The organism is Paenibacillus sp. A3M_27_13, assembly GCF_024213315.1.
Lineage (GTDB): Bacteria > Bacillota > Bacilli > Paenibacillales > Paenibacillaceae > Paenibacillus > Paenibacillus polymyxa_B.
Genome location: NZ_JANAVE010000004.1, coordinates 231,799 through 249,956, shown reverse-complemented (window position 1 = coordinate 249,956; position 18,158 = coordinate 231,799). Strand labels below are relative to the sequence as shown.

Annotated in this window: 18 protein-coding genes; 13 read left to right on the top strand and 5 right to left on the bottom strand. The window is 46.4% G+C overall.

Annotated features, from left to right (window positions below):
* The first annotated feature begins 19 nt into the window (after window positions 1–19).
* Together NLX82_RS17415 and NLX82_RS17410 are read left to right on the top strand one after the other, a co-directional pair.
* On the top strand, window positions 20–1,360 hold the full coding sequence (locus NLX82_RS17415) for a TrkH family potassium uptake protein (protein WP_013311800.1): 1,341 nt from the start codon (window positions 20–22) through the stop codon (window positions 1,358–1,360).
* Between the two features lie 107 nt (window positions 1,361–1,467).
* A complete protein-coding gene (locus NLX82_RS17410; protein WP_023990146.1) occupies window positions 1,468–2,145 on the top strand; it encodes a potassium channel family protein in 678 nt (225 codons plus the stop codon).
* 5 nt (window positions 2,146–2,150) lie between these two features.
* Here the strand turns inward: NLX82_RS17410 and NLX82_RS17405 are convergent, their stop codons facing one another.
* Entirely contained in the window at window positions 2,151–3,056 is a 906-nt protein-coding gene (locus tag NLX82_RS17405; protein WP_028541456.1) for a LysR family transcriptional regulator, read from the bottom strand.
* A gap of 226 nt (window positions 3,057–3,282) precedes the next feature.
* On the opposite strand from NLX82_RS17405, the gene NLX82_RS17400 reads away from it, so the two are divergent.
* From NLX82_RS17400 to NLX82_RS17360, 9 genes are all read left to right on the top strand, one after another.
* Complete coding sequence (locus NLX82_RS17400) at window positions 3,283–3,957, top strand: succinate dehydrogenase cytochrome b558 subunit (RefSeq protein WP_023990144.1); 675 nt, start codon at window positions 3,283–3,285, stop codon at window positions 3,955–3,957.
* Window positions 3,958–4,050: 93 nt separating this feature from the next.
* Complete coding sequence (gene sdhA, locus NLX82_RS17395; protein WP_013311796.1) at window positions 4,051–5,796, top strand: succinate dehydrogenase flavoprotein subunit; 1,746 nt, start codon at window positions 4,051–4,053, stop codon at window positions 5,794–5,796.
* Window positions 5,797–5,815: 19 nt separating this feature from the next.
* Window positions 5,816–6,583 carry a succinate dehydrogenase iron-sulfur subunit gene (sdhB, locus tag NLX82_RS17390; protein ID WP_053326044.1) on the top strand — a complete coding sequence of 256 codons (768 nt, stop codon included), beginning with the start codon at window positions 5,816–5,818 and terminating at the stop codon, window positions 6,581–6,583.
* Window positions 6,584–6,755: 172 nt separating this feature from the next.
* Complete coding sequence (locus tag NLX82_RS17385; RefSeq protein ID WP_076295621.1) at window positions 6,756–7,565, top strand: AAC(3) family N-acetyltransferase; 810 nt, start codon at window positions 6,756–6,758, stop codon at window positions 7,563–7,565.
* 65 nt (window positions 7,566–7,630) lie between these two features.
* On the top strand, window positions 7,631–8,575 hold the full coding sequence (locus NLX82_RS17380) for a metallophosphoesterase (protein WP_076295555.1): 945 nt from the start codon (window positions 7,631–7,633) through the stop codon (window positions 8,573–8,575).
* Window positions 8,576–8,680: 105 nt separating this feature from the next.
* Window positions 8,681–9,421 carry a metallophosphoesterase family protein gene (locus NLX82_RS17375; protein WP_025724028.1) on the top strand — a complete coding sequence of 247 codons (741 nt, stop codon included), beginning with the start codon at window positions 8,681–8,683 and terminating at the stop codon, window positions 9,419–9,421.
* Between the two features lie 51 nt (window positions 9,422–9,472).
* Window positions 9,473–10,081 carry a GNAT family N-acetyltransferase gene (locus NLX82_RS17370; protein WP_053326042.1) on the top strand — a complete coding sequence of 203 codons (609 nt, stop codon included), beginning with the start codon at window positions 9,473–9,475 and terminating at the stop codon, window positions 10,079–10,081.
* Window positions 10,082–10,263: 182 nt separating this feature from the next.
* Entirely contained in the window at window positions 10,264–11,268 is a 1,005-nt protein-coding gene (locus NLX82_RS17365; protein ID WP_053326041.1) for a helix-turn-helix transcriptional regulator, read from the top strand.
* Between the two features lie 180 nt (window positions 11,269–11,448).
* The gene (locus NLX82_RS17360) at window positions 11,449–12,900 is read left to right on the top strand and encodes an MFS transporter (RefSeq protein WP_254348688.1); all 1,452 of its coding nucleotides are present in this window, start codon (window positions 11,449–11,451) and stop codon (window positions 12,898–12,900) included.
* Window positions 12,901–13,005: 105 nt separating this feature from the next.
* Here NLX82_RS17360 and NLX82_RS17355 read toward each other — a convergent pair whose 3' ends face one another.
* Entirely contained in the window at window positions 13,006–13,884 is an 879-nt protein-coding gene (locus NLX82_RS17355) for an NAD-dependent epimerase/dehydratase family protein (protein WP_254348687.1), read from the bottom strand.
* Between the two features lie 264 nt (window positions 13,885–14,148).
* Between NLX82_RS17355 and NLX82_RS17350 the strand changes: the two genes are divergently transcribed.
* Window positions 14,149–14,547 carry an alpha/beta fold hydrolase gene (locus NLX82_RS17350; RefSeq protein WP_235322323.1) on the top strand — a complete coding sequence of 133 codons (399 nt, stop codon included), beginning with the start codon at window positions 14,149–14,151 and terminating at the stop codon, window positions 14,545–14,547.
* 45 nt (window positions 14,548–14,592) lie between these two features.
* Here NLX82_RS17350 and NLX82_RS17345 read toward each other — a convergent pair whose 3' ends face one another.
* The 3 genes from NLX82_RS17345 to NLX82_RS17335 all read right to left on the bottom strand — a co-directional run bounded on the left by NLX82_RS17345 (window position 14,593) and on the right by NLX82_RS17335 (window position 17,260).
* Window positions 14,593–15,333, bottom strand: a complete 741-nt coding sequence (locus NLX82_RS17345; protein WP_023990134.1) for a GTP pyrophosphokinase — start codon at window positions 15,331–15,333, stop codon at window positions 14,593–14,595.
* Window positions 15,334–15,488: 155 nt separating this feature from the next.
* Window positions 15,489–16,298 carry a histidinol-phosphatase gene (locus tag NLX82_RS17340; protein ID WP_028541459.1) on the bottom strand — a complete coding sequence of 270 codons (810 nt, stop codon included), beginning with the start codon at window positions 16,296–16,298 and terminating at the stop codon, window positions 15,489–15,491.
* A 59-nt stretch (window positions 16,299–16,357) separates the two neighbouring features.
* The gene (locus NLX82_RS17335) at window positions 16,358–17,260 is read right to left on the bottom strand and encodes a LysR family transcriptional regulator (RefSeq protein ID WP_023990132.1); all 903 of its coding nucleotides are present in this window, start codon (window positions 17,258–17,260) and stop codon (window positions 16,358–16,360) included.
* A gap of 429 nt (window positions 17,261–17,689) precedes the next feature.
* On the opposite strand from NLX82_RS17335, the gene NLX82_RS17330 reads away from it, so the two are divergent.
* Window positions 17,690–18,148: a chemotaxis protein CheX gene (locus tag NLX82_RS17330; RefSeq protein WP_023990131.1), complete on the top strand. Its 459-nt coding sequence runs from the start codon at window positions 17,690–17,692 to the stop codon at window positions 18,146–18,148.
* Window positions 18,149–18,158: the final 10 nt, after the last annotated feature.

Sequence of the window (18,158 nt, the reverse complement as noted above, 5' to 3'; positions counted from 1 at the left end):
GGAGAGAAGTGATGAATAGATGAATCCCAATGCAAGCTGGCTCCGGCTTTCTCCACCGCAGATATTCGTTGCGGGTTTTGCCATTATCATTCTAATAGGTAGTTTATTGTTAATGCTGCCGATCTCCAATACAACAGGAAAGCCACTTGCGTTTATAGACGCTTTGTTTACTGCCGCTTCCGCGACCTGTGTTACAGGGCTTGTCGTAAAGGATACGGGGACCTTTTTTACAACCTTTGGTCAAGTTGTTATCGCTGCGCTCATTCAGATCGGCGGCCTGGGCTTTATGACTATGGCTACCTTGATCGCGCTGGTGTTCAAACGTCGGATTTCCTTACGGGAGCGCCTCATTTTACAGGAAGCGATGAATCAGACCTCTGTCGAAGGAATTGTCGGATTGATTCGTAAGGTGCTGCTGTACTCGCTGGTCATTGAGGGCGTATGTGCTGCAATATTTGCGATTCGCTGGTCGTTTGATATGCCTGTAGGCAGGGCGATTTATTTTGGGATTTGGCATGCCATCTCCATGTTTAACAATGCTGGTTTTGACTTATTCGGGCACTTTCGCAGCCTGACAGGTTATGTATATGATCCGATTGTTAATTTTACAGCTATGTTCCTGATTATTTCAGGCGGAATTGGTTTTGTAGTGATGTCGGACCTGGCAGAATATCGCAAGCGCAAGAGACTTTCCTTGCATACTAAGGTGGTACTCAGCATGACGGGCGCTATGATTGTAGTCGGCACGCTCGTGATTTTTGTATTTGAGTTTACGAATCCAAAGACTCTTGGCTCGCTTGATTGGGGGGGGAAACTGCTGGGATCTTTATTCCAGTCCGTAACCCCTCGTACCGCAGGTGCCAATACACTGGACATTGCAGGCTTGCGGCAGGCTACGCAGTTTTTTATCATCATACTCATGTTTATCGGGGCTTCTCCTGGCTCTACTGGAGGCGGGATTAAGACCACAACATTCGCGCTGCTCATTGGAGCCGTGATTTCGATGCTACGGGGGCGTGAAGATATTGTGCTGTTCAGGTACCGACTTGCGCAGGGACGAATTTACAAGGCTTTGACCATTACACTGCTGGGGCTGCTGTTCGTGATCGGGGTGACCATGATTTTGTCGGCAACCGAAGATCATCATTTTCTGATGATCTTGTTCGAGACGGTGTCTGCGTTTGGTACGGTGGGGCTGTCGATGGGGCTTACACCTGATTTGACAGTCATAGGTAAGCTGGTGATTACCCTGACGATGTTTGCAGGTAGACTGGGGCCACTCACGCTAGCTTATGCACTGGGGCCGAAAAAGGGTAAAGAATTATATCGTCATCCGGAAGGCAAAATGATTATAGGATGAATCATTTCATGATATGTAGTATACATTTCGTTGATTTAATTATTTCAGGATTTTTGCAAAATCCTCATTTATGAAATTGATTCAGATAAGGGAGTTTTCGAGTAGATATGAAAACGCAGCAGTTTGTAGTTATTGGCTTGGGACGGTTTGGCTCAAGCCTGGCTTTGCAATTGGTGGATATGGGGTGCGAGGTGCTAGGCATTGACCGGAATGAGGATGTTGTGGACAGTATGAGTGAGATGTTGACACATACTGTCGTTGCGGACGCTACCGATGAAGACTCATTGCGATCACTGGGCATCCGTAATTTCGATTGCGGCATTGTTGCTATTGGTGATGACATTCAGGTAAGCATCCTGACCGCCATTTTGCTGAAGGAGCTGGGTGTGAAAAAAGTCGTAGCCAAAGCCATATCTGTGCTGCACGGGCGTGCGTTAGAGAAGCTCGGTGTGGACCGGATCATTTATCCAGAACGGGATATGGGTATCCGGGTGGCTCATCAGCTAGTCACGCCTAATTTGCTCGATTATTTGGAGTTGTCCAAAGAATACAGTATTGTGGAACTCAATGTACCTGCATGTCTGAATGGCAAAACGCTAGCAGAGCTAAATGCCCGTACTCGCTTTGGTTGTAGTGTCGTGGCGCTTCATACGGCGAACGGTATCCTGATCGCACCGACGGCTATGGATCGGCTAAAAGCAGACGATATTATGGTCATCATCGGCTCGAATGACAATATCGGTCGCTTTGAGGATGAGGTTGTTAATGTCAATGAAGAGGGCTAAACCCTCTACACCATACGATAGCCTGCAAACGACGCACGTGTCTCGCTAATCCAGCGTCGTGCTGTCGGACCGAGATCGGTCGTCTCCGAGTAAATGAGGGAGGTCGTTCGGCGTGTCTCCTTCAAATCGGGCAAGTATAATGCAGTGAGTCCATTATCCCGTAATAGTTCGCTGCGCAAATAGGATTTGGGTAGCAAGGCGGAAGCCTTACAGGTTGGAAGCAGGCGTACAATTGCCTCGAAGGAGTCGATTTCCATGCGGATATCCGGCATGATGCCGCTGCGCTGGAATAAGTCATCCGTCAGACTGCGGTACCAGGTTCCTTTGGAGAATATAATCATCGGCAATCCTTGTAGATCTTTCATCGAGGCCGTTCCTGTCTTGACGGTTAATTCATGTCCAATGGGAACAACAAGCTCCAAATGATCATCAAATAGCGGAATGCAACGCAGTCCGGCTTCATGAATGGCAGACCCGACAATACCGGCGTCTGCTTTTTTATCACGTACAAAGGCGACGATTTCATGGGTTTTACCGGTGAGCAGCTTCAGCTCGGTTTGAGGATGCTTGCTCATGAAAGCTTCGACGAGGGTAGGCAGCGTCGTTTGGAGTGTCGTGAGGCTTGCACCGAGTGTAAGCATACTCTGGGCTTCATTTTTGTGCTGGGACAGCTTTTGTAAAAAGCGAAGCTGTCGTTGCCGTTGCTCTAGTGCGAATGTATAAACAAATCGGCCAGTGGACGTAATTTCGAGCCGTTTGCCCCGACGATCAAAGAGATTCACACCCAGCTCTTCCTCCAGCTTGGCAATTTTGCGAGACAGGGCAGGTTGGGACAGATTCAGCAGTTTGGAGGCTTTATTCAGGCTGGACTGCTCGACAATGACGGCAAAAGCGTTCAAATCCTCAAACAAATCATCCACTTCCTCTCTATATGCAAAAAAGACATAATAATTAATACGTATATTGCAATTCCATTATAAGCCGAAAAGGAGTAACATGAAAGCGACACAAGATGTTCACACTTTTGTTTTTCCTAATAAGGGACACCTTGTTGGACATTTCCTGTCGGGAACTGTCATTTTATATGTTATATTACTATTGAAAACGCTATTATTGGGAGAAGGGAGCATGACCTAGATGAGAGGATTTTATTCCAGAAAGCTGCATTCGCTTCTTGGCGTCATTCCGTTGGCTCTATTTTTTGTTGAGCATTTGGTGACGAACTTCACAGCGGTGGAGGGCGGCAAGGAAGGATTTAATCGCAGCGTGGCCTTCCTGAATGGTTTGCCGCTGGTTATTGTGCTAGAAACGTTATTCATCTACTTGCCATTACTGTTCCACGGGATTTATGGCTTGTATATCGCTTATCAGGCTGACCCGAATGTCAAAAGGTTCGGCTATTCACGTAACTGGCGCTTTCTGTTCCAGCGTATTTCTGGCGTCATTACATTTGTATTTATTATCTGGCACGTATACGACACACGCTTTCAGGTAGCTCTGGGTAAAGTAACTCATGAGGAGCTAGGCGGCGTTATGCATGGCATCGTGACGAACCCGGTTTATTTCATTTTGTATTTAATCAGTGTCGTTTCGGCATCCTTTCACTTTGCTAACGGACTGTGGGCATTTATGGTCAGTTGGGGGATTACTGTGGGACCACGTGCGCAAAAAGTATCTTCTTATATCTGTATGACCCTGTTCGTGGTGGTGTCTATCGGCTTCATCGCTTCCCTGCTTGCATTCCGCAGCGCGGAATTTCAGGAAACGGCAACTGCCTTGGTGCAATGCAGCGCTTTTAAACAGCTACTGTAAATGAGTCATATCCATTATACATCGTGTTGAGATTCTATTTTTAAACGTAAAAGGGGATTTGGTTAAAATCCTGAAAAAAAGGAGTGAGCAGAAATGGCAGCATCCAACATTATTGTCGTGGGCGGCGGTCTGGCAGGTCTAATGGCTACGATCAAGGCGGCAGAGGCGGGAGTTCACGTTCATTTATTTTCTTTGGTTCCGGTCAAAAGGTCCCACTCCGTTTGTGCTCAAGGCGGCATCAATGGTGCGGTAAATACAAAGGGTGAGGGAGACTCACCCTGGATTCACTTTGATGATTCGGTCTATGGCGGGGACTTTCTGGCCAACCAGCCTCCGGTAAAAGCGATGTGCGAAGCGGCTCCAGGGATCATTCATCTCATGGACCGCATGGGCGTCATGTTTAACCGGACACCGGAAGGACTGCTGGACTTCCGCCGCTTCGGCGGTACCCAGCATCATCGGACCGCCTTTGCTGGTGCGACGACAGGACAGCAGCTTCTGTACGCTCTCGATGAGCAGGTACGGCGCTGGGAATCTGCTGGTTTGGTGACCAAGTATGAAAATTGGGAGTTTTTACAGGCTGTACTGGATGATGAAGGCATCTGTCGAGGGATTTGCGGGCAGGATTTGCGTACGATGGAAGTGAAGACTTTTGCAGCGGATGCAGTTATTTTGGCGTCTGGTGGCCCCGGGATTATTTTCGGTAAAACCACGAATTCCGTCATTAATACGGGCACAGCTGCTGGTGCGGTGTATCAGCAAGGCGTACGCTATGCGAACGGTGAGTTTATCCAGATTCATCCGACGGCTATACCAGGGGATGACAAGCTGCGTCTCATGTCCGAGTCGGCACGGGGAGAAGGCGGTCGTATTTGGACGTATAAGGACGGTAAGCCATGGTATTTCCTCGAAGAAAAGTATCCGGCTTACGGAAATCTGGTCCCTCGCGATATTGCAACACGTGAAATATTCAGTGTATGCGTTGATGATGGACTGGGTATTAATGGCGAGAACATGGTCTACCTCGATCTGTCCCACAAGGACCCGAAAGAGCTGGATGTAAAGCTGGGCGGAATTATTGAAATCTATGAAAAATTCGTCGGTGACGATCCGCGCAAAATCCCGATGAAAATATTCCCGGCTGTTCATTATTCAATGGGCGGCATGTGGGTCGATTACAATCAGATGACGAATATACCGGGCTTGTTCGCGGCTGGTGAGTGTGAATTCCAATATCATGGTGCGAACCGTTTGGGTGCGAACTCGTTGCTGTCAGCCATTTACGGCGGGATGGTAGCTGGACCTAAGGCTGTGGAATATATCAAAGGCTTGAAAAAATCTGCACAGGATATAGCTACTTCCGTATTTGATGCGGCAGTTAATCAGCAGACGGAGAAGTATGAGCGTATTTTGCATATGGACGGAAAAGAAAATGCTTATGTTCTTCATAAAGAGCTGGGCGAGTGGATGACGAACAACATGACTGTGGTTCGTTATAATGACAAGCTGGAAGCTACGATCCACAAGATCAAGGAGCTGAAGGAGCGTTACTCTAACATTAACATCAATGACGCTTCGCGCTGGAACAATGCGGGTGCGGCGTTTACACGGCAACTGTGGAATATGATGGAGCTGGCCGAAGCGATGACCAAAGGTGCGCTGTTGCGCAACGAAAGCCGCGGGGCCCATTACAAACCAGACTTCCCGGATCGCAACGATGAGGATTTCCTGAAAACGACGATTGCGGACTGGACACCGGAAGGACCACAAATCTCGTATGAAGCGGTGGATGTTTCGCTGATCAAGCCGCGTATTCGGGATTATTCCAAGAACAAATAACGGAAGGGAGTGTATTTAGATGTCGGAGCAAGCAGTGAAGTCGAATAAAACAGTGAAGTTCGTTGTGACCCGTCAAGCTGATCCTAAAACCAGTTCCTATACGGAAGAATTCGAATTGGCTTATCGTCCGGGGATGAATGTGATTAGCGCGCTGATGGAAATTCAGCGTAACCCGGTGGACAGCCACGGTAAAGAGACGGCTCCGGTGTGCTGGGAGTCGAATTGCCTGGAGGAAGTATGCGGAGCATGCTCCATGGTGATTAACGGCAAGCCGCGTCAGGCCTGTGCGGCGCTCGTCGATAAGCTGGAGCAGCCGATTACGATCGCGCCGATGAGCACGTTCCCGGTAGTTCGGGATTTGGTCATCGACCGCAGCCGGATGTTTAATGCGCTCAAGAAGGTCAAAGCGTGGATTCCGATTGACGGTACCTACGATCTGGGCCCTGGTCCTAGAATGGCAGAGAAAAAGCGTCAGTGGGCGTATGAGCTGTCCAAGTGCATGACCTGCGGTGTCTGTCTGGAAGCTTGCCCGAACGTCAACGAGAAGACGACGTTCATCGGACCTGCGGCGATATCTCAGGTTCGCCTGTTCAACAGCCATCCGACAGGGGAAATGAATCAGGAAGAGCGGCTAGAGGCGTTGATGACGGACGACGGGCTGGAAGGGTGCGGGAACTCGCAAAACTGCGTACGCTCTTGCCCGAAAGGCATTCCGTTGACAACTTCTATTGCCGAAATGAACAAGGAAACGACCAAGCATATGTTCAAGCGCTGGCTGACTGTATAGCACTAGACAGCGAATAGGTTATGCCCAAACAGGCTTTTTCTCAAACTGGAGAAAGCCTGTTTTTTTGCGCTCAGGAATGATGGAGGGTAACATGGAGGAAGGAGCGCGGGATAGCAGTTATGGTATAATTATGGTATTGTGTATCGTTTTTGGTGAAAAGGAGGCTGGACAGGTGACTGTGCAACCGATAACGAATCGACCTGTCACTAGGTCGGATGTAATGAAGGGATTACAGGATCTGGGAGTTCGGAGCGGCATGACATTGCTTGTTCACTCGTCGATGCGCAGCTTTGGACGCTTTGTTCCAGGCGGGGCCTCGGCCATTCTTGCCGCGCTAACCGAAGCGGTTGGCACGGAAGGGACGCTGGTAATGCCGACACAGTCTCATGACATGACTGATCCCTCGACTTGGATGAACCCGCCTCTGGATGAGTCATGGTGGGAACTGGTACGCGAGGAAATGCCCGCTTATGATCCGGCCTGGACGCTGACCGGAGGGATGGGCGTCATTGTAGAAACGTTCCGTGGTCTGCCAGGAACCAAGCGCAGCGGACATCCGCATGTTTCTCTGGCGGCACGTGGACCTGCTGCTTCAGACTTGCTGGAAGCGCATGAGCTTGATTTTGGGCTGGGTGAGCATTCGCCCTTGGCAAAGCTGTATGATGCAGATGCCTATGTACTGCTGTTGGGCTGCGAACATGACAGCAACACGTCCTTGCATTTGGCGGAATATCGAACAGCCTATAATGGACGAGAAGTGATCACGCATCAAGCTCCTATGATGGTGGATGGAGCAAAAGCGTGGGTATCTTTTCAGGATTTTAATATTACCTCAGATGACTTTGAGAAGCTGGGACTTGATTTTGAACGGGACTGTCCCTCAGCCTTTACGCGGGTGAACATTGGGGAGGCTTCATGTTTTTTCGCGAGGCAACGTGATTTGGTAGACTATGCGGAGCAGTGGTTGTCCAACTACCGCTAAAGCTTCTGGACAGTAAGAATTTCTAAAAAGTGAGATCAAGGAATAGATTGCAGGGGGGAATGCATATGGAGAAGACGCCGCACACCCGCCGCGAGAGTCAGGATGGCCCGCATCAGGGGTCCGCTATCCCTCCCGGTTCTTCGCGGCGTTCCATTTCAAATGAACCAGCCAATCCTTCGCGCCGCCATTTTTTGAAAAAAGCGGCTTTAGCCACAGCCGGAACCGCGCTTCTGGCTGGAGGATATGCTTCCTTATGGGAGCCTAATCATTTGGAAATTACACGCTTCAACTTGTTTCTCCCTCGTCTTCCGTCTGCTTTTGACGGAATCAGGGTCGTACATTTTAGTGATGTGCACTTGGGTTTTCACATGGATGAGCAGGATCTACGCGAGCTTGCGGACCGTATAGCAGGTCTGAAGCCAGATTTGCTCTGTTTTACAGGCGATATTGTGGATGACTATGCAGTATCCATGAAGGCTGCTGTTCCAGTTATGGCTTCTATGCACGCCACACTTGGCAAATTTGCTATTCTGGGCAATCATGATTATAGAGGCTTACCAGCCGGAGTACAGGAATTGTATCCGAAAACCGGGTTTACGTTGCTGAGAAACGAGCATGCGATTGTAGAGCTTGCGGGACAGCGTGTAGCCTTGGTCGGTTTAGAGGATAACATCATGGGCAAGCCCAATCCGCAGCGTGCCATTCACGGACTACCTGATGAGATGTGCAAGCTCCTGCTGATGCATGAGCCGGACTATGCAGATGTGGCGGCGCAAATGTCCTTTGATCTTCAACTGTCAGGGCATACGCATGGAGGACAGGTACGCTTGCCGGTCATTGGAGCGCCGATGCCGCCTCCGGGTGGACGCAAGTACATCCAGGGATTATTTCATGTGGGAACGGAGAGAATGCCGCTGTATGTCAGCCGAGGCATTGGCATGACACATCTGCCGATTCGCGTGCTGTGCAGACCGGAGCTTAGTGTCATTACGTTAAAATCCGGCCAATAGGCCATGATCTTTTTTTCATCTTCATCATATATGTTGGAACTACATAAAGAGGGCTCGAATGTAGTGTAGAGATGTAGTCGTTTCGGACAAAGGAGTGAGGTTCAGATGGATCGTATTGCTGTCATTTCAGATATTCATGGCAATTGGCCTGCCTGTGAGGCGGTGCTGGAGGATATTGCTTCCCGAGGCATTAGCCGTGTGTTTTGTTTGGGGGATCTGATCGGCAAAGGGCCTAGCCCGTGCGAGGTTCTGGATGCTGTCCGTCAACGTTGTGAAGTGGTCGTGCGGGGGAATTGGGATGAGCTGGTTAGTATTACGGATGATCTCAATTTTAGCTGGCAAGCCGAACGCTTGGGGGCAGAACGAGTGCAGTATTTGGCACAGTTACCGTTTCATTATGATTTCAGAATGAGCGGACGCCGTATCCGTCTGGTGCATGCCTCGCCGCAAAGTGTATATCACCGTGTGCAGCCATGGGATGAGCCGGAAAAACGGCTTGCCATGTTCGATCCGTTAGCAGAAGAAAATGGAAAAGTTGCTTTTGCTCCGGATGTCGTGGGATATGGTGATGTGCACAATGCTTTTATCCAGCATTTTCAGGGAAAAACACTTTTTAACGTCGGTAGTGTCGGGAATCCGTTGGATGTTACGCAGGCTTCCTACTGCATTTTAGAGGGGGAGATGGGAGAGGAGCAGCCTACGTCCTTCTCCATTCATTTTGTACGTGTACCTTATGATATAGAACTGGCGGTAAAACAAGCGGAGGAAGCTGCTGTACCTTCTTTGCCGTATTATATTCGAGAGCTGCGCACAGGAATTTACCGGGGGATTCAGGACCTGGATTAAGTATGGAAACATTCATTTCTAAAAGCCAATCCATCCGCAGGAGGGAACATTGTGCTGACCAGAGAAATGCTTCGTCTTGGGCTACCGGAGCTTTACACCCGTCGAGTCCGATTGCGCCAGCTAAGAGCGGAGGATTATCCCGCGCTGGAACGGATCCTATCCGATCCATTGGTGATCCAATATGTGAATCGAATTCGCAAGCCAGTCTATACACGAATGCGGCGTCTGGTTGCGCAAATTAAAGTATCTGCTGATTCACTAGATTCCCTGCATTTTGCGGTGGAATGGCATCAGAGAAATACAGGAGAAAGCAATTTACTTAGTGAATCCAATGAGCTTACCTCCTCACCGTTGCTCGGTATCGTCTCTTTTCAGCAATGGAATGAAAGAACGGGTGAGGCGCAATTGGGCTATATTCTGGATCGTCCTTTTTGGGGACAGGGGCTGGCTACAGAAATGGTAGGAGAAATGCTGAATTTTGGTTTCGGATCTTTGAAGCTCAAGCGGATCGAAAGTCGTTGCCAAGAGGATAATCAGGCTTCCATGCGCGTGCTTATTAAAAATAAGATGCGCCTGCTGCGTACCATTGGTGCTTATGATCCCTCAGGGGAGGTACCGAGTGTATTGGTATTTTCGATGACCCAAGGGGATTATGCGTAGAAATGGCAGTGGAATATTTTGTTACAAAGATGAAATATAACTGCAAAACAACTCTAACACAGGACGGGTACAATACAGACATGACCCCCTTTTGAATAATATATGTTGCTGGGACCCGATGATTCGGGTCCTCTTTTTTTGTTATCCTATAGTTAGAACCGAACAGGAAAGAAGGGCTGGCATTGGCTTTGAATATATGGAGTGCAGACATTCATCATTTATTTGACCAATTCACTGAGCTTGTGGATGGTCATATTCATCATAAAAAATCGGAGCAACAACTCACGATTCCCCCGCATATAGGTAAGGGAAGTATGACTCGCACACGGATTCGTCCAGGTATGGAAATCGTGGTCACGGATCTCACCTTTGAACAGAATATGAAGCTTCATATTCAGGAGGCTTGTCCGCTCTTTGAACTCAGCTATTGCTTAAACGGTGAAATATACTGTGAATGGAACGGCAAAGAAAGTCATACCAATCGGTTAACCGGGAATGTTTTATATTTAGAGGATGAACTGGTTTATGAGGAAAAGAAGGCAGGCGTTCAACAACAAATGGTGGAAATAAGGTGTTCTCCACAAGAGCTATTTTCTTACGCCGGAGATATTGCAGAAAAGCATAGCATAGAAACATGGTTACAACGTTACAAAGGAAATATTGACGCCTACGCGGATACGCCCGCCATGCACAGGTGTGTTTATGACATGATACATTGTAACTACAATGGGACGATGAAACGGTTATACATGGAAAGTAAGGCAATGGAGTTTATAGCATTATTTGGGGAGATGGATGGACATGTAACAAGGGGGACAAGCCATTTTATAAGTCGTGAAGATATTTCAAAGCTCCATAAGGCTCGTGAATTCGTCATTCTTCATTTTGAGCACCCCCTGTCGATTCAAGCGTTGGCCCGAAAGGTTGGGCTTAATGAATTCAAGCTAAAGAAAGGATTCCCCCATTTATTCGGAATGACTATTTTTGAAATGGTGCGTAAGCAAAGAATGGAAAAAGCTCTCTGGTACTTGGAAGTTGAACAATTAAACATTGGAGAGACGGCATTTTCAATCGGGTACAGCAACGCCAGTAATTTTACGACAACCTTTCGAAAGTATTATGGTTGTAATCCTAGCGAATATATCAAAAAAATACGTAATCCAGATACATTTACGAATAAATTTTAATGAAACAATCCTTCAAGCATGTCCATCATGTTTGGAGGATTTTTTATTGGTGCTCCTTCTATAGGGATAGAAAATACCTTTGCAGGTAGAGACCCCCTTGCTTTATAGATGATAATGGTTATCAGTTGAGATGAGAAATGAAAAGATTAAAGATGCCCATTATAGGTTGGAGGAACTACAATGAAAGATCGTTTTGCCATAGCCATGACTAATCCTCAAGCAGTACAGCAGGTAGATTCGCGTCGCTGGTACGCATTAGCTCTGATTTTACTTCCTACTTTATTAATTTCACTGAACAACTATATGATGCAGGTTGCCCTTCCGATGATGCAGGCGGACCTGCATGCCAGTTTTTCAGAGGCACAGCTCATATTTACGGGATATTCTCTGGGATTGGCTGTGGCCTTGATATTGGGCGGCAAACTTGGAGATATGTATGGTAGAAGACGCATGTTATGTATCGGGGTGTTGGGGTTTACATTGATGGCTCTGTTAGGGGGGATCGTATCGCAGCCTACGTTAATCATTATGATTCGTGTGCTTCAAGGGATATCAGCTGCCATGATTCAACCCCAGGTTCTATCTATCATGCAAAGCAGCTTTCTTCCCAAAGAGAAGGGACTGGTATTTGCAATTTACGGAGCTATCATTGGGGTTGGATTTACACTTGGTTTAATTCTGGGTGGATTTTTGGTAGACTGGAACCTTTTCGGCCTGGGCTGGCGCATCATTTTCTTTTTTAATGTCCCCTTTGGGCTGTTAGTGTTACTCTTTTGTCCTATTATTACGGAATCCTATGGCAGATCCGTGCCGAATATGGATTGGAGTGGGGCTTTTCTGTTGCTTCTTGGTTTATTGCTGCTTGTCTATCCGTTGACAACCGGGCAAAAGCAGGGCTGGGCTTTATGGACATGGGGGTGTCTGCTGTTGTCCATTCTGGTTTTGGTTGCTTTTATAGTTACGCAAATGGGAAAAGAAAAGAGGGAAGGCTCGCCTTTTATTCGTCTATCTATATTTAGAAAGAGTTCATTCGGCGCAGGGATATTGACGGTAATTGTCATCTATCTTAGTATGTTTTCGTTCTTCTTTATTTTAAATTATTATGTACAATCCGGTTTGAAATACAGTGTTCGATCCACAAGCATGGTCTTTTTGCCGCTTGGTGTTGGCTTTTTCCTCACCTCATTATGGTCGTCCAGGCTAGTAAAGAAGTGGGGGAGCAAGGTGTTGAAATCAGGTATGCTAATCATGGGGATTTGTAGCTTTCTGCTCATTGGATCGTTACATCTAGATGCAATCCATTTATGTCATATTCGAAATATCACGATACTAGGTGTATATGGTCTGGGTCTTGGGATGGCCACAACGCCACTGGCCCATGTCGTCCTTGGGGCTGTATCGACTGAAGAGGCAGGAACGGGCTCAGGCTTGTTTACGACCTTTATGTACTTGGCTAATTCGTTGGGAGTCGCTCTGATCGGTATCTTGTTCTCTTCCTTGCTCCATCACCCGCTTTCAGAAGCTAATCTGTCAGATTATATCAGAGCATTCTCTATTTCTGTGGCAGTGAGTGGAGTTCTTGCCTTGGCTGGACTCATTTGCATTTCATTTTGTTACAAAGATGAAACATAACTGCAAAGTTACTTTAACATAGAGTGGGTACAACATAGATATGACCCCCTTTGAATTATATATATTGCTGGGACCCGAAGCTTCGGGTCCTCTTTTTTTATGATTTTAGGAACGGTTCAGGCTGGTTATCAGCTCTGGAAGCCATTCATTTAGGGAGAGAAATGAGTACCCCTCTGACTGGGCTTTGGACGTATCCATGTACCACGATTGTGTAATACCGAATGGAGACATGTGCTCGTCTGCTGTTTTTTCTTTCACCACAGCTTGTTTTCCCGTTGCCTGCTCAATGATCGAAATGATCTCTCCAATTCTCACTGTACCGTCGGAACAAGCATTTACAGGACCTGTTAAATAAGTGTGACCGAGCCAAAGCAGAAAATCTGCGGCTTCATCGGAACGAATAAATGAGATTTGTGCTGCGGAATTAGGTACTCCGATTTCTCTTCCTTCACGAACATGTTCGATATGAAAATGAAGCCTTTTCGTATAATCATCTGTTCCCAATACAATCGGAAAACGAACAGCGACTACAGGGAATGTAGCTTGTTGCATAAAAACTGCTTCTGCCTGCCGTTTAGCCTCCTGATATGTAAAATCGTCTTTCCCGCCCTTGCGAACCGGGTAAGTTTGAGGATCAAAGATGCTCTCTGTCAGCACTTCCGGGCTCGAATCATAGACGGATAGGCTGGAGGTCACAATATACCTCTTGGCTTTAGCATCAAAAATGCGGCAGGCTTCGCTGGCTTCATCTGGAGAAAAGCAAATATTATCATAAATAACATCCCACACTTGCTCACCTACCGCCTCTGCGAGTGCCTGCGGGTCGGTACGGTCTGCACAGATCCGCTGAACGCGGTCACCAAACGAATCGCTTGTTTGGCCTCGTGTGAGGATGGTAACGGAGTTCTCGGAACTCTCCAGCAGACGTTCCACCAGTCTCTTGCCAAAAAAGCGCGTTCCTCCCAATACAAGTACCTTTCTCATACTTTATCACTCCTTCGGAATGGTTTTCATAGATCAGGATTTTGCAAAATTCGATTCCAGTCGCTTATTGTTTTTTTTGCAAAATCCTCAGATATTAAGGTAGACGAAATAATGACTGTAAAGGGTACAGAGCGAATGAAAAGAGCTTAACATACTTTGATGAAGTGCTCTTAGTGCGGAGCCATTTTGTAATCTATCATATACTTAGTTTATTTACATAGTTCATCTAACAATTAAGTAAAAAGAGGAGGATCATAGGCTGTAGTGGAGTCGCATGTCCTGTGGGGGCAGATGAATTTGAACCGGAGTGGCTCATCAAAAAACGAACGTTATGAAATGATCCATCAAATGATGGAACGGCATGAGGAGGCACATCAGGGGAATTGGCAAGAGTTTATGCGACAGAGCGCACAGGATTGGCGCCAATATCCGCAATTGGCACGTAACGAGCTAAGCAGCATTACGTGCCCTGCATTATTTATCGCGGGTGAACATGATGATTTTGCCACCGAAGAGCAGCTTCTGGAATTATGCTTATGGGTCCAAGACTCACGTTATCTAATTGCTCTGGGTTGTAGTCATCGACCGCACATGCTTAGAGAGAAGCCGATCTTAATCAATGATTCTATTCTTTCATTTTTGAACAAGCATGCAATCCGTTGATCATAAGATCAAATCATTCGCATAGCGGTGGAGCACCGCCTAATCTTACTCTCCTAGAAGCTTCAAGAAATTGGCTGGCACCGTAATTTGCTGATTATTAATCATAATCTTCCGAAGCTCCTCTATGGAGTCCTCTTCACCTCTAGCGTCTTTAATTTCCTTGATCTCACGATGTAGACGCTCCATTTGGAGATCTAGCGCATTAGCGGAATCTGCTGCGTTCTTTAATTCACGTGTCAGACTTTCGGGCACAGACTGGTTGTACTTATAAAAGATTTTATGCTCCAGGCTGGCCCAGAAATCCATCGCAATGGTTCGAATTTGCACCTCTACGCAGACTAGCTCTTCACAATCCGACATGAATACAGGAACTTGAACCAGCAAATGCAGGCTCTGGTAACCGTTCGGCTTGGGGTTCTTGATGTAATCCTTAATTTCCAGCACCTTCAAGTCACTTTGTCTCTGAAGCATGTTACTGACATCATAAATGTCAGAAATAAAAGAGCAAGTAATACGTAAGCCGGCGATATCCTTAATATGATTTTTGACAGCATCCAGGGATAACTCGCTATTTTTACGAAGCATTTTGTTCATGATGCTCTCAGGAGATTTAAGGCGTGATTTGGTATGCTCAATAGGGCTGTAATCGTGCAATGCTTGAAATTCCTGCTTTAATATTTCAATCTTGGTTTCCATTTCGTCGAGCGCAAATTTATAGATTAGCATAAACCGCGTGATGTCATGCTTTAGCTTTTTGATCTTGTCCATAGGATCTTCCAAGTGCATATGTAATTCTCCTCACACATAGATGTCATAATCTTGCTAAGCATTCGCCTTTGCAATGGGATTATCACCTTATAAATTACAATCCCCAACAATCCCATTGCAGCAGCGTTCGTAAGATCAAATGATTTGCGGAGCGGCAATTCCCACCTTAAATTTTAAAGCGCCACAGGAATTTTACGTTTTTCTTTAAAATAGACCCATTCCCGGAAGCCGATATCCTTCAGCATTGCCTTTACTTCTTCCCAATCATCGCCTACCCGCGAAGGCTTATGGGCATCCGAACCAAAAGTGACCTCCACACCAAAATGGTGCGCTCTTTCTAAAATAGAAGCAGACGGGTACCATCCGCCACTCAGCTTGGTTTTACCCGAAGTGTTAATTTCAATCGCCACATTGGATTCCGCAATTACCCGCAAGGTTTCATCAATGGCTGTATCGGCAGGAATGTCTGAAAAAGCAGGGAAGTTCCCCTTCATTGCGTCAATATGACCCAAAATCTGAAACATGCCACTTCGCGCAGATTCCTGAATGAGCGCATAGTAGGCTTGTTTGACCTCAATTTTACGAGCGTCGCTTAATTTGTTCCAACGGTTACGGTTAAAGATGCTGTCCCCTTCGACATTGTGAATCGACCCAATAAGGTAATCAAATGGATAAGGAGCCAGAGTGGAACGATATAATTCAGCGAAATCAGGAAAATAATCTGTTTCCAATCCGAGGAGCACGTCAATACGGCCTTCGTATTCCTTTTTGAGCTGTTGTACCTCTTCTACGTATTCAGCAAGCTGTGACTTAGCCATATAAATTTTAGGAAAAGCCTGATCCTGTTCGCTACATAGAAAGGGGGAATGATCCGAAATGCCAATAGCTTGTAAGCCAGATTGAATACCTGCTTCAATATAATCCCGAATGTTGCCGTCTGCATGACCGCAGCGGAAATGATGGGTGTGCAGATCAAATTTCATAGCCTGTCTTCCTTTCGTAACCAAGTTTATATTGCGTATGTTGTTCATAGCGAATTACGTTATTCAGAACTGGTAAAATTCGTCTCCGGCATCCCCTTCAGATCACTTAAAAATTGCTGCATGGCTGAGTTTAGATATCGGCCGGATTTATAAATCACTCCTACCGGATGACTAACTTCCAGCTCGGGAATATGGATCATTTTTAATGTGCCTGCACGCAGTTCCGAAGTGACCGACAGTCTGGAAATAATGGCAGCACCGAGATTAATTTCGACCATCCGTTTGACTTCCTCACTGCTGGACAACTCGATCACGACATGAGGTACGATTTGGTGCTTTTTAAATACATCGTCCACGAATTTTCGTCCCACCGTATCGGGAGAGAGCAGAATAAGCGGAATTTCCCGAAGGGCTTCAATGGTAGCATGTGGTTGTGAGGCCAGCGGATGAGTAGGAGACACGACTAGCTCGAAGGAATCGTAATACAGAACCGAAGTGCTTAAATTGGGATTACGTTCGATCAGATAGCCGATGCCAACATCAATAAGTCCGTTCTCCACCTGCTGATAAATCATTGAGGAAGCCATGGATTGAATGGAGGTTTTGATGAGAGGGAACTGATCCTGAAAGTAGGAAAGCACGCGCGGTAAAATTTGAATAGCGATGGATGTTGTGGTACCCAGCGCAATGTGACCCTGCGGTGTTTCGTTTAGATCGTACAATTTTTGTCTTAATTCCTCAACAACCTCCAATATGCGCTCGGCGTGTTCCAAAAAAACAGCTCCCCGGTCGGTCAGGGTGACGGGCTGGTTGCGGTCAATCAGAATGGTTTTGAACTCATCCTCTAGACTTTTAATTTGGGCGGACACCGCCGGCTGCGTCAAATTGAGAAGTTCTCCGGCTTTGCGGAAGCTCATTGTTTTGGAAATCATGATAAGTGTTTCAAGTTGACTGATGTTCATGAAGTTCCTCCTCTCTTTTCTTAATCTTGTCGCAGCTGTATAGAATGAATATTTTTAGCCAATCCATAGGTTCATATGTAAAACCGTCGTTATGCTTTATTTCATTAAATTATAGGTTATTCGAGCAGGAAGGGCAATGAATCGAAGCAGAGCACCTTAAAGTGTGGTATATTGGGAAATAAAGACTAAAGTCCTGATATCCTTCAAAAATAATCAGTCTAAAATCGGTAAGAAGCAAAGATATAGGACATTATTCACATTTTTTGTGGTTTAGCTATAAAAAATTACCGGGCAGCTGTCGATAAGTGATAGAGAGAGCATTTTGTTGAGGATCGATGCGTTTTACAGTAATATTTAATTAAAAAATTCTAATTTAAATGGGACTTTTGTTGTATGTCTAAAAGCCCATCGTAAAGGGGCGCTTTGATCGTGAAGGCAGAAGTGATAAATCCTTTTTTGGAGTCGGCGCGACGGGTCATTGAACAATTGATCCAAGTATCTCCTTCACCCGGAAATCTTGGTGTGAAAAATGTCGAGCTGGTGGACGACCACATCTGGATTATGATCGGGATGACCGGACAGCTTAGCGGAAATATTGTGTTCGGCCTGAATGAACAGGTGGCGCTACGTATGGTATCAGCGATGATGGGCGGATTTGTGTTGACTGAAATTGATGAGATGGGAAAAAGCGCAATTTCAGAATTGGGCAATATGATTAGTGGTAATGCCAGTACGATTTTGTCCAATCAGGGAATTGTCGTGGATATTACGCCTCCGCAGGTCATGAAATCAGAAAACTTGACCACTTTTGTGCCTCAGCGTGCCCTTTATATTCCGCTCACGGTGGAAGGAATCGGCGAGCTGGATATTCAGGTGATGATCTCTTAATATTAAAGGA

What these genes read in the sequence shown, in the direction of transcription:
- NLX82_RS17415 (WP_013311800.1), top strand. Translation starts at nt 20, where the DNA reads ATGAATCCCAATGCAAGCTGGCTCCGGCTTTCTCCACCGCAGATATTC.
- NLX82_RS17410 (WP_023990146.1), top strand. Translation starts at nt 1,468, where the DNA reads ATGAAAACGCAGCAGTTTGTAGTTATTGGCTTGGGACGGTTTGGCTCA.
- NLX82_RS17400 (WP_023990144.1), top strand. Translation starts at nt 3,283, where the DNA reads ATGAGAGGATTTTATTCCAGAAAGCTGCATTCGCTTCTTGGCGTCATT.
- sdhA (WP_013311796.1), top strand. Translation starts at nt 4,051, where the DNA reads ATGGCAGCATCCAACATTATTGTCGTGGGCGGCGGTCTGGCAGGTCTA.
- sdhB (WP_053326044.1), top strand. Translation starts at nt 5,816, where the DNA reads ATGTCGGAGCAAGCAGTGAAGTCGAATAAAACAGTGAAGTTCGTTGTG.
- NLX82_RS17380 (WP_076295555.1), top strand. Translation starts at nt 7,631, where the DNA reads ATGGAGAAGACGCCGCACACCCGCCGCGAGAGTCAGGATGGCCCGCAT.
- NLX82_RS17375 (WP_025724028.1), top strand. Translation starts at nt 8,681, where the DNA reads ATGGATCGTATTGCTGTCATTTCAGATATTCATGGCAATTGGCCTGCC.
- NLX82_RS17360 (WP_254348688.1), top strand. Translation starts at nt 11,449, where the DNA reads ATGAAAGATCGTTTTGCCATAGCCATGACTAATCCTCAAGCAGTACAG.
- NLX82_RS17355 (WP_254348687.1), bottom strand. Translation starts at nt 13,884, where the DNA reads ATGAGAAAGGTACTTGTATTGGGAGGAACGCGCTTTTTTGGCAAGAGA.
- NLX82_RS17345 (WP_023990134.1), bottom strand. Translation starts at nt 15,333, where the DNA reads ATGCACTTGGAAGATCCTATGGACAAGATCAAAAAGCTAAAGCATGAC.
- NLX82_RS17340 (WP_028541459.1), bottom strand. Translation starts at nt 16,298, where the DNA reads ATGAAATTTGATCTGCACACCCATCATTTCCGCTGCGGTCATGCAGAC.
- NLX82_RS17335 (WP_023990132.1), bottom strand. Translation starts at nt 17,260, where the DNA reads ATGAACATCAGTCAACTTGAAACACTTATCATGATTTCCAAAACAATG.